This window comes from Pedobacter suwonensis, from assembly GCF_007833675.1.
Lineage (GTDB): Bacteria > Bacteroidota > Bacteroidia > Sphingobacteriales > Sphingobacteriaceae > Pedobacter > Pedobacter suwonensis.
The window spans coordinates 2,843,570-2,858,036 of sequence record NZ_CP031708.1 but is presented as its reverse complement, the minus strand read 5'-3'; the positions used below and the strand labels follow the sequence as shown (position 1 = coordinate 2,858,036).

Sequence of the window (14,467 nt, the reverse complement as noted above, 5' to 3'; positions counted from 1 at the left end):
AGGTTGAGCTTTTTCTATTCGTGTATTGATTTTTCAAAGCTTAGTTTTGCAAATATTTTTTTTCCATGGCAGATTCAGGCCCCAACCCCGTTATTGTAAAACCAGACCCATTCGCAGCCTTGCGTTATAAGGAATTTAGATCATTTTTAGGCATGCGGTTCTTTTTTACACTTGCTTATCAAATGCAGGCCGTTGTTATTGGCTACCACATTTACGATTTAACACATGATCCGCTGAAACTCGGTCTGGTTGGGTTATGCGAAGCTATTCCAGCCATTGGGATCGCATTATACGGTGGTTATATTGCCGATAAAAGTGAAAAACGTGGTTTATTAATCAAAATATTTTCAGGTGTTTGGCTGGCATCGGTTTTAATGCTGATTATCACCAGTAAATATCTTCATCTCCGGGAAGACCTTATCGTATTGATCATGTATGGGTTGGTTTTCTGTATTGGCCTGGCGAGGGGATTTTTTGGTCCGGCGACGTTTTCATTAATGGCGAAGATCGTACCTAAAGAATTATATCCAAACTCCAGTACGTGGAACAGTAGCAGCTGGCAACTGGCTACCATTATTGGTCCATTGCTTGGTGGTTTGGTAAATTGGTTATGGGGAATTACAGCAGCCTATAGTGTCATTGTGGCCCTTGTTACAGTATCGTTGATCTGCATATTTACCTTCAAAAGGCATCCAGCCACTTATGTGCCTACGCAGAATATATTTCATAGTTTAAAAGAAGGAATCCAATTTGTTTTTAAAACGAAAATGATGGTTTGGGCCATGAGCTTAGATCTGTTCTCGGTGTTTTTTGGTGGTGCTGTAGCCTTACTGCCCATGTTTGCCAAAGATGTTTTTCATTTGGGATCTTTCGGATTGGGCATGATGCGCGGTGCGGCATCTTCAGGGGCTGTAATTACGATGCTGGCCATGACCCGTTTTTCACCAATGGGCAAACCATGGCGTAATTTGTTAATTGCAGTAACTGGCTTCGGCCTTAGCATTATTTGCTATGGTTTATCTAAAAACTTCTACCTCACCTTATTCTTCCTTTTCCTGGAGGGATCGTTTGATAGTGTGAGTGTTATCATCAGGCAAACCATTATGCAGTTACTTACTCCAGATGAGATGCGGGGCAGGGTTTCGGCTGTAAACAGTATGTTTATTGGTTCGTCAAATGAGATTGGAGAGTTTGAGTCGGGTTTAACAGCTAAACTGATGAACCTGGTTCCTGCGGTTGTGTTTGGAGGAAGCATGACAATTGCCATTGCTGGCATTACCTGGTTAAAAACACGATCGTTAACCAAACTCAGTTTACAGGATATCAATGAGCAAACGGCTAAGACCGGTTAATACAGGTAGTTTGCTTTATAGACAGGAAAGCAGTAGTATGCAAAATTTTTCGGAGGCCCTGCCTTTCCTCAAATCTTTTTGTTAAAGGTGTTGATCGGCTTAATTCAGTGCAACAAAAAGTATTTCCGTACAGTCAGGTTTAGTGCAATTGTGCTTTTGCTGCTATTAATGATTAACAGGCCAGGTGTTCAAATAAACCATTGGGTAATATTTATTTAAAAAGTTGTCAACTTGAATAGCTAGTAGTGCTAGAAAGTTGACAACTTTACAAGTTAAAACTTCTTATTTTTACCCCACATGAGGTAAATAATAGAACCAAGGAAAGGTGCCAACAGGATAATGATAAACCACAATACCTTTACGCTAAAACCCATCGAACTGTTTCTGGAGATATGATAAAGGGCGATCAAGATTAAGGCCAGCCATAAAACGGCCGGTATAATCACGAAAAGGGCAACCTGGTTGCTGTTGATTTCTGCTAATAACATCCGATTGAATTTAATTACTTAAGCTTCAACAATCCGCTCGCCAATTTGTTGGCGCCACATGGCCTGGTACAAGCCATTTTGTGCAATTAGCTCTTCATGCTTGCCCTGCTCAATAATATGGCCTTTTTCCAGTACGTAAATCTGATCGGCATGTTTAATAGTTGATAAACGGTGCGCAATTAAGATTGTAATGTGATCAGTTAAGTCTGATACTGAGCGGATGGTTTTGGTAATTTCTTCTTCCGTAATCGAATCGAGCGAAGATGTAGCCTCATCAAAAACAAGGATATCCGGCCGGCGCAATAAAGCACGGGCTATAGATAAACGCTGTTTCTCCCCGCCTGAAACCTTTACACCTCCTTCACCAATGATTGAATCCAGCCCTTTGTCTGCACGGGCCAATAAAGTTTGACAAGCAGCCTGATTTAATACTTTATAACATTCCTCATCAGTTGCCGCAGGATTTACAAACAGTAGGTTTTCTCTGATCGTACCCGAAAACAGCTGTGTATCCTGGGTCACAAAACCGATCTTTTCACGCAGGGCATCTAAATCAATTTTCTTGCTGGAAATGCCATTGTATAAAATTTCACCCTGTTTTGGCGGATAAAGACCAACCAATAGTTTTACAAGAGTTGTTTTTCCAGAGCCCGATGGACCAACAAAAGCAATGGTTTGCCCATTATGTGTACTAAAAGAAATGTTTTCTAAAGCATTGCGGTTAGCAGTTTGATGTTTAAAGCCAACATCGTTAAAGGTTAAATCATTAATTTTTTGAATTTCGGTCGGATTCTCCGGTTTCTTATCTATCGGTGTACTTAAAATCTTTTTAAAATTACCGAGCGAAACTTCAGCCTCTCTCCAGGCTAAAATTACATTACCTAACTCCTGTAATGGTCCGAACAGGAAAAATGAGTAGAATAAAAATGTTAAATACTGACCTGCAGAAATGGTGTTGTCAAAAATCAGCAATAATAAAACCAACACCATCGTACTGCGTACCAGGTTTACGGTTGTACCCTGTACAAAGCTCATGCTCCGCACATATTTCACTTTTTTAAGTTCCAAACCCAGGATTTTATAGGTGGTTTTGTTCAATCTTTCAATTTCCTGATCGGCCAGCCCTAAACTCTTTACCAGTTCGATATTTCTAAGCGATTCGGTAGTGGAACCTGCCAGGGCAGTAGTTTCGCCAACAATTGAACGTTGTATGGTCTTAATTTTGCGGCTTAAGAACCAGCTTACGAAGCTAATAATGGGAATGGCCGAAAAATATACCAGGGTAACTTTGTAGCTTACCGTGAACGAATACACGATCACAAATACCATCCCGATTAAACTTACAAATAAGATACTGATGAACGCGGTAATAAATTTCTCAGAATCCAAACGTACTTTCTGTAAAATACCTAGGGTTTCGCCACTGCGCTGATCTTCGAAAACCTGATAAGGCAATTTTAGCGAGTGCTGCAAACCGTCTGCATACATTTTTGCGCCAACTTTTTGCACAATAACGCTGGTAAAATAATCCTGAAAGTTTTTGGCAATCCGCGATACCATGGCTGCCCCGATTGCAAGGCCGATTAAGCCTATTGAACCCCAAAGATATTGAGCATAGGTTAAAGTGTCTTTTTTATTGATGAAGCGATCTAAAATTTTTCCGGTAATAAGCGGATCCATCAAAGAGAAGCCAATATTTAAACCTGCAAGCAATAACGCTAAAGCCACAATCCATTTATGGCTTTTCAGGTAACTGAGTAATAATCCCATTAAGTTTTGTTGTTTTATTACAAACATAAAAAAAGGGAACGGATAAAAATCCATTCCCCTTTTTTATGACTTTAAGCTAAGAAAGTTAGCTAAGTTAAAGGTTAAAATCCATAACGTAAACCGATTTGTGCCTGCCATGGGTTACCCGATGGAGTTACAATACCAGTATTGTTTACGCGGTAATTGTAATTAGAAGTTGCAGCGTCAAAGCCTGTAACAGCATATAATGCCTGTGTACCTAAAGTTTCTGTAGTACCCAAGGTTTTCTTAAATAAATTGGCTACGTTAAACAAATCGCCAGAGATTTCAATGCTTTGCTTTCTACCGCGGCCGAATTTAATCTGGTAAGCTAATCTTAAATCAATTGTACCGTAGAAGCCATTGATACCACCATTACGCTCTGCAAAGGTGCCTTCGTACTTGGTGATATAATCTTTCAAGCTCTGGCTTGCAGCCCCATTATCCAATAAAGTTTGTAAAGCAGTTCTAAGCGCAGCTGGTACATTGGTATTTGATCTGTTGAAGATGTAGGCCAAATCATTTGTTGCCACGAAATCACCATTGGTATTTCCACCAGATAGTAAACTATATCTTGTACCGCCGATGCCCGAATATCGAATACCAGCCTTAATACCATAGAATGATGGTAATGTTCCGTAAACAACTACTTTGTTTCTAAATTGACCATTTGAATAAGTCATCTTGCTTAAATCGCGTGGGTCATCAACCACGGGCAAAGATAATGTTGCTGAATTGGCTACGTTACCATTGTATGAGGTATTATCTTTTGTATCATTCCAGGTAAAACTAGCCGAAATTTCCCCGTCTTTAAAGTATCTCCAGGTACCATCTACAACTATCGCAAATTGATTTACCTTACCTTGGCTGTTCATCTCTAATACTCTGCCGAACTGATTAGTTAAACGACCTCTTTTCCAATCGGTAGTTCCATTACCAGGAATGATACTGCTTGCAGGAACATAAACTCCTCTGTTTCCTTCGTTTGATAAGGTAAAGAAAGGATCGGCAACCATATTTCTATCTACATACATATAGTTGTGACGTGCTAATGTCGCATAACCCGTAATGCCTATCCTTATTCTGTCATTTATTAATTTGTTATACGATAAGTTTGCTTTATATACTACTGGTATTTTGGCGTCATCTGCATAAGTATTAATAGTAGGGATTTGTTGTGCGGGTAGGGTTGGTGCTGTAGCAGTTCCGTTTCTGTAACCAATAAAGTTAGGAGTAGGCACACCTGTACCTGTAACATCAACCGTTGCAAAATGTTTACCATCAAATGTTAGGTTATTAATGGTTACATAATTGTTTACATCTGATCCGAAAATTCCGGCGCCTAAACGTACATAATCAGTATGTTGTTCATTCACATCCCAGTTAAACTGAATACGTGGCTGAACTAAAAACTGCTTTAATTTATGATCTGTTCTAACACCTATGGCATCAAATAATTGTTGATTTAATGGGGATGTTGGATACTTGCTATAATCCAAACGTAAACCGCCAGTAAAATCTAAACCTTTACCCAATTTAGTTTGCATTTGGCCGTAAACTGCTGTATTCCACAACTTGCCTACAACAGTTGGATCAGCAACTAAAGGTACCTCTCTATAGTAACTGATTGGTGTTAAATTATCGAAGTTTTGTAGGGCGGTTGCATCGGTTGCAGCTGTACCTGATCTGTTAAACGTAAAGCGACCATTTACTTCACTGCCGTACAATGATTTTGCATGGGTGTACATGATATCTACCCCAAAAGTATATTTAATTTTATCTGTGTTATAGTAAAAATTATCAACCAATTGCAACACATTATTTGTGAAATTTTCTTGCCCGAAACGGTGACCGCCAATTTGAACAGCTGTTAATAAACTGCCAGTTGGGGTGGTAGACTGTAAATTAGAAACAACAGCCCTTGGTATTGCGAAACCTAATTCGTCATTTTGGGTACTGGCCTGGTAGGTGTACAAATGCTGCAACTTTAATTCATTGGTAACTTTACTGCTAATTGTTGAGCGTAAGGTAGCCAATAAGCTATTGTCCACGTTTTTATCATTACCATAACTTTCGTAAAAGTTGATGGCCGTATTATCTGCTAATCCCAGCGGGTTTCTGTCGTTGGTATAGTTATCTCTAACGGTTAATAAATTTTTATCATCAATCTGCCAGTCTAAACGAAGAAAACCTGCATCTGTGCCTCTCTTTTTTGGGAACGAACCAAATTGTGGCGTATTAGCTACGCCGTATTTTGATCTTGCAACAGCTAAGAAATTGTTTAATGTGGCGTTTGTAATGTTGAAACGGGCTATATCTGCATCCGAGTTAATATCAGCAATGATTAATGGGCGAGAATCTCTTTGATGATCCCAGGCGGCAAAATAATGTAATTTATCTTTGATGATCGGACCGCCTAAGCTAAAACCATATTGATAGGTTGAAAAATCATTAGTTCTTCTGTTTCCTCTGATGTCATACTTACTCGCCAGGAAATCAGCACGGTTATAAGCGAAAGCACTCCCTGTAATCTCATTTGTACCAGATTTGGTTACCGCACTAATTGTACCACCACCCGAACGGCCTAAACTTACATCGTACTGATTGGTCACTACTTTAAACTCACGTACACTTTCAATAGAGATAGAGTATGGTGCACCACTACGGCTGGTTGTACTCCCTGCCGAAGTTGGGTTTTTGGCTGTCATGCCATCAATAGTGAAATTGGTAGATGAACCCAACTGACCTGAAATACCACCTGGACCTGCTAATGGCGACAGATCTGTTAAACTGGAAAAGTTACGGCCGTTTACTGGTAGCAAGTTCATCGTTTTTGATGAAATTTCTGTTGAGGCACCAAATTGCTGCACTTTATTCCTTAAAGCTGATCCATTAACAGTGATAGCATCAAGCGTTTGCGCATCTTCCTGCATATTAACCGCTACCATTACAGCATCGCCCTGGTTAAGCATATAACCTGTTCTGTTTTGCTCAGCATAACCAATGTAAGTGGCTTTAATAGTATAAGGACCGCCTAAAGGAAGCTCTTTAAACGTGTATTCTCCCTGAGCATTGGTAGATGTTCTGGTGGTGAAACCAGTAGAGTTGTTTTTAATTTGAACAGAAACACCGGGGATGGGCTTCTTTTGATTATCTGTTACAACTCCGGAAATTGATGCTTGGGTAGTTTGTGCCATGGCCGGGTTACTGGCATAACATAAAAACAGCATCACTGCAATAAGTAAATTTTTCATCATAATTAATTTTCTGATTTATGATGCAAAGGTGTTGTTGCAGTGTTAAGCCGGTTTGGACTCTAGATTATGAAATGGTTTAGGATTATTTAGTTTTTTGGCTTATTGTTAAGCTAATGTTAATGACGCTATGTTTTTTAAGGACGAGAATTGAGGTTATTAAGTACAGATTGGTGTGAAAATAATCCAGAAAAAAAGCTGTATCATAAATATGGAATTTTCAATCCTGAGCTTGTCGAACGAACTTTGTTTAACTGCTTTTAAGGCGTTTCAACAAGCTTAGCGTGACAAACAAATTCGATTTAAATACCGCTTAGGATACAGCCTCTTCTCATTTTAAGCTTAACAGTCGATCAACGATTTAAACAATTAACCAGTTAACCACCTGAAATCTATTGCTTTTCAGCACTATATTTCTCACTAAACTTCTTATCCAATTGTTTGTGCAAATTATCAAGATTAATATCCCTGCCCTGAATAAATGCCTGTTCAACTTTGTTGGTACGCATATCCAATGCATCACCAGCAGAAATAAAGAACGTAGCGTCTTTGCCAGCCTCGATACTGCCAGTGGTTTTATCAATGCCCATGGCTTTTGCTGCATTCAAGGTAATGGTCGATAAAGCTTTTTCTTTGTCTAAACCCCAGGCCGTAACGGTACCTGCCATAAAAGGGAGGTTGCGCTGTTGCCAATAACCATCAATACTCAATACCACATTTAAGCCAGAGTTGGCCAGTATTGCAGCATTTTTGTAAGGCATGTTTACATCATCATCATTGTTGTTTGGTAAGGCATGTGGTTGTTTAACCACCAGCGTAATGTTGTTGTCTTTTAAGAAATCAATAATCAGGTAAGCCTCGTCGGCTCCGGTAATTACCGGGCTAATACCAAACCTTTTGGCAAAATTAACTGCTGCAACAATATCTTTCTGGCTTTCGGCTGCGATAAACAACTTTTCATCTCCTTTAAATACCTTTTTCATCGCTTCGAAACGGGTATTAATAACCTCTGGTTTGCCCATTTCAGAATAAGCTTTAGCTTCCGCAAAAAATGAAGTTAACTGCGCAATGGCAGCCTGTGTTCTCTCGGCTAAAACTTCTGGCGACTGTTGTGGACGACCAAAGCCACCTCTAAAACGCGGTGTAACCGGCCAGGTCATGTGCATGGCGTCGTCAGTTTTAAGCGCTGCATCTTCCCAGTTCCAGGCATCAAGCTGAACAACAGACGAACTGCCCGAAACTGTTCCACCCTGTGGTGTTGGCTGCGCCATCAAAATTCCATTGCTGCGTAAAGTTGCCGGAACTTTCGAATCGGTATTATAAGCCACTATAGAACGGATGTGCGAATTAAAATCGCCGATTTCATGAAAATCAAGCGTTGCTTTTACAGCTTCGATTTCTGTTAATCCTAAATTGGTGGTAGCTGCGATAAAGCCCGGATAAATATGTTTTCCTGTGGCTATAATACGCGTTACATTGTCCTGTGGTACTTGTCCATTGGCAGTTACCGAAATAATTTTCCCTTTTCCAAAAAGGACGGTTCCATTTTCAATTACTGTTCCATTACCCACATGTACGGTTGCACCGGTAATGGCAATGGTTTTACTTTGTTTTTGAGCTGGCGAAATGTTGGCTTGTGCAAAACCCATCAGGCTTGTTGCGGATAAAGCCAGGCTCATTAAATATGTTTTCATGTTAGTGTGCATGTTCTTTCTCAGTTAATTCTGCTGAATAATTTTCTAAAGTTTCGCAATTGTAAAGGCGTGGTGCATCACCCATTGGGCGCTGTGTACGGCCACCTTTACTTTTACTCTCTAACATTTTCTGGATCAGACGGGCTTTCTCAAGCTGCATGGCTTTAATAGCCTGAGCATCTTTCTCCATATCCCAATAAGCAATTCCATCTACAAAGGTTTTTTCTGCCTTGGCATAAATGGAAAGCGGATTGGCGGTCCAAATGACTACATCGGCATCTTTACCTGCTTTTAAACTGCCCACTTGATCATCAATGTGCAGCATTTTTGCCGGGTTTAAGGTTACAAATTTAAAAGCTTCTTCTTCAGGTACATTTCCATATAATACTGATTTACCCGCTTCCTGGTTTAAGTGGCGGGCCATTTCGGCATCATCCGAATTAAAAGCTGTTGTAACGCCCACATTGTGCATAATTTTTCCATTGTACGGAATTGCCTCAGCTACTTCGTTTTTATAAGCCCACCAGTCAGAGAAGGTCGAACCTGCAATACCATGTGCTTTCATTTTGTCGGCCACTTTGTAACCTTCCAAAATGTGTGTAAAAGTGTTGATTTTAAAGCCTAAACTATCTGCAACGTGAATGAGCATGTTGATTTCGCTCTGTACGTAAGAGTGACAGGTAATGAAACGTTTGTTGTTTAAAATTTCTACAACCGCATCCAGTTCCAAATCGCGGCGTACGTTGTTACCTTTCACCGTGAGGGCTTTGGCATATTCTTTTGCGCGGGTAAACTCATCAACAAAGGTTTGCTCAACACCCATACGCGTAACTGGAAAACGGGCACCGGTACCAAAATTGCTTTGTTTTACGTTTTCACCTAATGCAAATTTGATAAAGCCATCCGCACCTGCAAATTTTAGTTCTTCCGGAGATTTACCCCAACGTAATTTAATTAACTGTGATTGTCCACCAATGGGGTTAGCTGAACCGTGCAGAATTTGTGAAGTTGTTACCCCTCCGGCCAATTGGCGGTAAATGTTTATATCTTCAGAGTTAATGATGTCTGCAACACGTACTTCTGCAGAAACTGATTGTGCACCTTCATTTATCCCCCCGAAGCCTGCAATATGTGAATGCTCGTCAATAATACCTGCGGTAACGTGTTTACCGGTAGCATCAATTACTTTAGCACCGCTTGCCGAAAGGTTTTTGCCCACAGCTTTAATCTTCCCATTTTCTAAGAGTACATCCGCATTTTGAAGGATGCCGTCTCTTTCGTTTGTCCAGACGGTACCATTTTTAATCAGTACGGTTTCCTGTTTAGGCAATTCCGTATTTCCAAAAGCAGAGAAAGGATAAATTACAGGTCCTATGGCTAAAGCTGCTTTAGGCTCATCTTTCTTAACTGTTTCTTTAGCTGCTTCTTTATAAGTAGCGGTAAATTTTCCGATAGTACCATCAGCTAATGCCGATTCGCCTTTTAAGGTAACCGGGTTGGCTGAAGTGATGTAACCGCTTAAACGGATATCACCTTTAGGATTTTTCTTTAAGTTGAAATTGACGTTTACCCAATCGCCATTCCTGGTGAAAGTAGCGGTCGTTTTGATGCTATCTACACCAACCCTTTCAATTGCTCCGGCAGAGCCACCACCTGCGCCAGTAATTTTTAAGGTTAAAGCACCAACACCATCAACATTTAAATTATAAGTGCCGCGCAAATCGCTCACATCCATCTTATTTACGATGAAACGTTTGCCCTGTACCCAGTTTTCGAAAATAATATTTCCGTTTTTGAACAAGTTATCGGATGAAATCAAAAAGTTGGCTACTTTTCCTTTTTCTAAAGAACCTACTTTATCGCTTATGCCTAAAAGCGAGGCAGGTATTTCTGTGATTGATTGTAAAGCTTGTTTTTCAGTAAGGCCGTTTTCTATCGCGGTTCGGAGATTTGCCCAGAAATCGCGGCTGTTTTCTAAACCAAATGATGTGATGGCAAATCTAATTCCCGCTTTCTCCAGAGCTGCAGGATTGGTTGGCGCCAGTTCCCAGCCTTTCATTTGTGATAAAGTTACATTTCTGGCTTCTGCAGGATCTTCCACATCGTAAGCTTTAGGGAAAGTTAGAGGGATAATTAAACTTGCGCCGGTAGCTTTAACTTCATTAATGCGCTGGTATTCATCGCCGGAAGATTTAATAATGTATTTCTTGCCAAATTCTTTACCTATTTTATCCGCACGCAGGATGTTTTGCCATCCATCTACTTCAAAAATCTGTGGAATATTTTGTTGCCTGGCAAATTCATCCAACGAGATATTATATTCATCTTTTTGTTTACCGTACCATTGTGCATCATAATAGGTTTGGCGCAGTAATGCAATAGATCCCATTAAGGAGGTCGGGTAATCATTTGATGAACTTCCTTTGTTGAAGGAATAGTTTGCTGCGGTCTGATCTTTTAAATATACATTATTATCAGCACCCTCGTTTAAGGTTACCGCCGCAGAAATACCACGTGCAATACCATCGCGGTTAATTGCATTTACACTCCCAAAACCGGCTTTCCGCAATTCATCTGCTTTTTTACTATCAGTTGAAAAAATATTTTTTACATAGGTTTCAGGCCTGATCGCTTCATTCCAGCCATAAGCACCTTTTTTCGTTGAGACAAAGATAGATTGACGCTGGCCACCAAAACCGCGTTGTTGCGCAGAAACTTCAGTAAGTCCATAGTTGCTAAAGGCGTCAACCATTGATGGGTAAATGAATTTTCCCTTTAAATCGATCACCACATAACCTTTTGGCACGGCCAGGGCGGTCCCGACAGCCTGAATGGTTGAGCCTTTAATTAAAAGGGTTGCATTTGTTAAGGTTTGGTCGGCATTTACTACTATCGTTGCATTGGTGAAGGCAAACATTCCGGGCCTGGTATCATAAGAGCCATTAACAGGGAAGGAGGTTTGCTGTGCAAACAGGTAGGTAGCAGAAAATACCAGCCCAAGGGCAAGTAAAATTTTCTTCATAGTAAGTTTAGGTTTTAATTGCTTAAAACTAATATAAATAAGCGTTCATTTAACAGAATATCCTATTTTTTACAATTAATTCCTACTTTTGATTAAACATATTTTAGAAAAATGTACAATATCTTAAAATCTGCGCACTCCGGATGGCGCTACATCGTATTGATTTTATTGGTTATCGCGGTAGTAAATGCATTATCGGGCTGGTTTGGAAATAAAACATACACAGAAGGTAACCGCAAACTGAATGTATTTGCGCTAATTAGTGCACATATCCAATTTTTGATAGGTTTGGTATTATTCTTTCTGAGTCCGCTAACCAAATTGCCAATGAGCGATACCATTGGCCGCTATTTTAAAGCTGAGCACACCTCAATGATGCTTATAGCAATCATTTTAATTACAATAGGTAATGCAAGGTCGAAAAAAGTAACCGATGCCGTAGCTAAGCACCGAACCATTGCTATTTTCTTCGGATTGGCATTAGTTCTAATTGTAGTAGCTATTTTATTAATGGTTAAGGCAGTTCCGGGAAGATCTTTTTTTGGAGTTTCTTAATCTGAATATTATTAAATTCATAGAATCCCGCTTTAACAGAGCGGGATTTTTTGTTAAGCCGTCACCTGAATGCAATTAAGCATCAGAAAGCGAAGAACTATAAGTCACTGGATAGGATGACAATGAGGCAGTTTCCCGCAGACCGCGCTGATTTACATAGAGCGAACTTGTGATCTTATATTCCTGATCTGTTCAACAATAAACTTTTGCTCGCTTTGCGTTTACCTTCGCGTTCGTTTCGGTTAAATAGAAATCTAATATAAAGACCGTTCTTTACACTACCATTGACGTTATTTTGTAATTACCTATTAATGAGCAGAATGCGGCATCATGCATTTCCGTATAGCTAGGCCATAGCACCGTATCACCGTTCTACTTAAAACCGGCCTAATAAATTTTTCGGACTGCACTGTTCTAGCCATAACACTGGCTTTGAAAGAAAAATTTTCAGCCGGCATTTTTTGTTACTTTTTGATGCCAAAAAGTAAGAGCCCTTCGGCGGCGGTGAGCCGAGGCAAGAATTGTGCGAAGGAAAAAACGTCAATCATATTGATTTTTATATCATAAATTATCCCTCATGGTGACAAGGGGATTGGGACTCATAACTTCTGGCTAAACTTATTTTCATAAATATTTTGCTTTTTCAAAATTCTTTATATTTTTGTGGCTCATGATCAACAATATACATACCTGGCTTTGGCAAAGTAATTCGAAAACGGATTGCGCTGGCTGCGTATGAAAGAAATATAGTTTATCAACCTAAACCTTATAAAGAACCATTAAAGCCCGGCGTAGAACCACACGCCGGGCTTTTTATTGTTAAAAATAATTTAAACGTTATTGCGATGCACGAAGCAATAGCAACATAGTAAAATCATGTATAAAATAAATACGACCTACAAAAAACTACTTGCCGATACCACCACGCCGGTAAGCATTTACCTGCGCTTGCGCGATGTGTATCCAAACAGCATTTTACTGGAGAGTTCAGATTACCACAGTCGTGAAAATTCCATGAGTTTTGTTTGCGCCGATCCGGTTGCGGGGATCATTTTAAAAGGTTCTAGACTGGAAACCTATTTTCCTGATGGTACGGTTGAGATTACCGAGAGCAAAAACCTGATCGATGAAATTGCTGATTTTAAGGATAAATTTAAGGAAACTGAACTGCCCGAAATTAAATTCATCTCAAGCGGCCTGTTTGGCTATTTTACCTGGAATGCCGTGCAGCATTTTGAAGATATCAAGTTCACTTCCGAAACACCCGAAGGAGAAGAAATTCCGGAAATGCAATACCACTTGTATCGTTACATCATTGCCATTGATCACTTTAAGAACGAAATTACGCTTTTCAAAAATACTTTCGATGGAGAAGAAGAAGGTGGATTGGAAAAAATGGAATACCTGATCCAGAATAAAAATTATCCTGAATACAAGTTCCAGCTTCGTGGTGAGGAAAGTTCAAATCTAACTGATCAGGGTTTTATGGATCTGGTTGAAAAACTGCAAAAGCATATTTATCGCGGTGATGTTTTTCAGATTGTACCTTCAAGGGCATTTAAACAGGCTTTTACCGGAGATGAATTTAATGTATACCGTTGTCTGCGTTCGATCAATCCATCACCTTATCTGTTTTATTTCGATTACGGTAATTTTAAATTGTTTGGTTCTTCACCAGAGGCACAGATTACGATTAAAAACAATTCGGCGAATATTTTTCCAATCGCAGGAACGTTTAAAAGAAGTGGAAACGACATTGAAGATGCAGAGCAGGCCAGAAAATTGGAACAAGACCCTAAAGAAAGTGCCGAGCATGTAATGTTGGTTGATCTGGCCAGGAACGACTTAAGCAGGCATTGTAACCGCGTTGAAGTAAAATCTTTTAAGGAAGTGCAGTACTATTCGCACCTGATTCACCTGGTGAGTAAAGTGAGCGGTCATTTGCAGGAAAATGTAAGCGCTTTTAAGGTAGTTGCCGACACTTATCCGGCAGGGACTTTAAGCGGGGCACCAAAGTATAAAGCCATGCAGCTGATTGATGAAAATGAAAAACTGGGTAGGAACTTTTATGCAGGAGCCATTGGCTTTATGGGTTTTAATGAGGATTTTAACCATGCCATCATGATCAGGACTTTTATGAGCAAAAATAACGAACTGCATTACCGTGCGGGAGCAGGTATTGTAGCCGATTCGGTACCTGAAACCGAAATGCAGGAAGTAAATAATAAAATTGCCGCATTGCGTAAAGCGGTGCAAATGGCAGAGCAGATTTAGTTTGGAGTTTTCAGTCTGGAGTAAAATCCAATAGTAAGGA

8 protein-coding genes are annotated in these 14,467 nt (G+C 39.9%); 3 read left to right on the top strand and 5 right to left on the bottom strand.

The features are described from left to right. Window positions 1–65: 65 nt before the first annotated feature. On the top strand, window positions 66–1,352 hold the full coding sequence (locus tag DV942_RS11620) for an MFS transporter (RefSeq protein WP_145857655.1): 1,287 nt from the start codon (window positions 66–68) through the stop codon (window positions 1,350–1,352). A 272-nt stretch (window positions 1,353–1,624) separates the two neighbouring features. Here DV942_RS11620 and DV942_RS11615 read toward each other — a convergent pair whose 3' ends face one another. The 5 genes from DV942_RS11615 to DV942_RS11595 all read right to left on the bottom strand — a co-directional run bounded on the left by DV942_RS11615 (window position 1,625) and on the right by DV942_RS11595 (window position 11,598). Continuing rightward, the gene (locus tag DV942_RS11615; RefSeq protein ID WP_134204276.1) at window positions 1,625–1,840 is read right to left on the bottom strand and encodes a PLDc N-terminal domain-containing protein; all 216 of its coding nucleotides are present in this window, start codon (window positions 1,838–1,840) and stop codon (window positions 1,625–1,627) included. 18 nt (window positions 1,841–1,858) lie between these two features. Beyond that, window positions 1,859–3,610 carry an ABC transporter ATP-binding protein gene (locus tag DV942_RS11610; protein WP_145857653.1) on the bottom strand — a complete coding sequence of 584 codons (1,752 nt, stop codon included), beginning with the start codon at window positions 3,608–3,610 and terminating at the stop codon, window positions 1,859–1,861. Window positions 3,611–3,711: 101 nt separating this feature from the next. After that, on the bottom strand, window positions 3,712–6,885 hold the full coding sequence (locus DV942_RS11605) for a TonB-dependent receptor (RefSeq protein WP_145857651.1): 3,174 nt from the start codon (window positions 6,883–6,885) through the stop codon (window positions 3,712–3,714). Between the two features lie 389 nt (window positions 6,886–7,274). Continuing rightward, entirely contained in the window at window positions 7,275–8,576 is a 1,302-nt protein-coding gene (locus tag DV942_RS11600) for an amidohydrolase family protein (protein ID WP_186462295.1), read from the bottom strand. A gap of 1 nt (window position 8,577) precedes the next feature. Further along, window positions 8,578–11,598 carry an amidohydrolase family protein gene (locus tag DV942_RS11595; RefSeq protein ID WP_145857649.1) on the bottom strand — a complete coding sequence of 1,007 codons (3,021 nt, stop codon included), beginning with the start codon at window positions 11,596–11,598 and terminating at the stop codon, window positions 8,578–8,580. Between the two features lie 111 nt (window positions 11,599–11,709). On the opposite strand from DV942_RS11595, the gene DV942_RS11590 reads away from it, so the two are divergent. Together DV942_RS11590 and DV942_RS11585 are read left to right on the top strand one after the other, a co-directional pair. Continuing rightward, window positions 11,710–12,153, top strand: coding sequence for a cytochrome B (locus DV942_RS11590; protein WP_145857647.1), 444 nt, complete (start codon window positions 11,710–11,712; stop codon window positions 12,151–12,153). A gap of 876 nt (window positions 12,154–13,029) precedes the next feature. Further along, on the top strand, window positions 13,030–14,427 hold the full coding sequence (locus tag DV942_RS11585) for an anthranilate synthase component I family protein (protein ID WP_186462475.1): 1,398 nt from the start codon (window positions 13,030–13,032) through the stop codon (window positions 14,425–14,427). The last annotated feature ends 40 nt before the right edge of the window (window positions 14,428–14,467 follow it).

What these genes read in the sequence shown, in the direction of transcription:
- DV942_RS11600 (WP_186462295.1), bottom strand. Translation starts at nt 8,576, where the DNA reads ATGAAAACATATTTAATGAGCCTGGCTTTATCCGCAACAAGCCTGATG.
- DV942_RS11610 (WP_145857653.1), bottom strand. Translation starts at nt 3,610, where the DNA reads ATGGGATTATTACTCAGTTACCTGAAAAGCCATAAATGGATTGTGGCT.
- DV942_RS11620 (WP_145857655.1), top strand. Translation starts at nt 66, where the DNA reads ATGGCAGATTCAGGCCCCAACCCCGTTATTGTAAAACCAGACCCATTC.
- DV942_RS11605 (WP_145857651.1), bottom strand. Translation starts at nt 6,885, where the DNA reads ATGATGAAAAATTTACTTATTGCAGTGATGCTGTTTTTATGTTATGCC.
- DV942_RS11590 (WP_145857647.1), top strand. Translation starts at nt 11,710, where the DNA reads ATGTACAATATCTTAAAATCTGCGCACTCCGGATGGCGCTACATCGTA.
- DV942_RS11595 (WP_145857649.1), bottom strand. Translation starts at nt 11,598, where the DNA reads ATGAAGAAAATTTTACTTGCCCTTGGGCTGGTATTTTCTGCTACCTAC.
- DV942_RS11615 (WP_134204276.1), bottom strand. Translation starts at nt 1,840, where the DNA reads ATGTTATTAGCAGAAATCAACAGCAACCAGGTTGCCCTTTTCGTGATT.
- DV942_RS11585 (WP_186462475.1), top strand. Translation starts at nt 13,030, where the DNA reads ATGTATAAAATAAATACGACCTACAAAAAACTACTTGCCGATACCACC.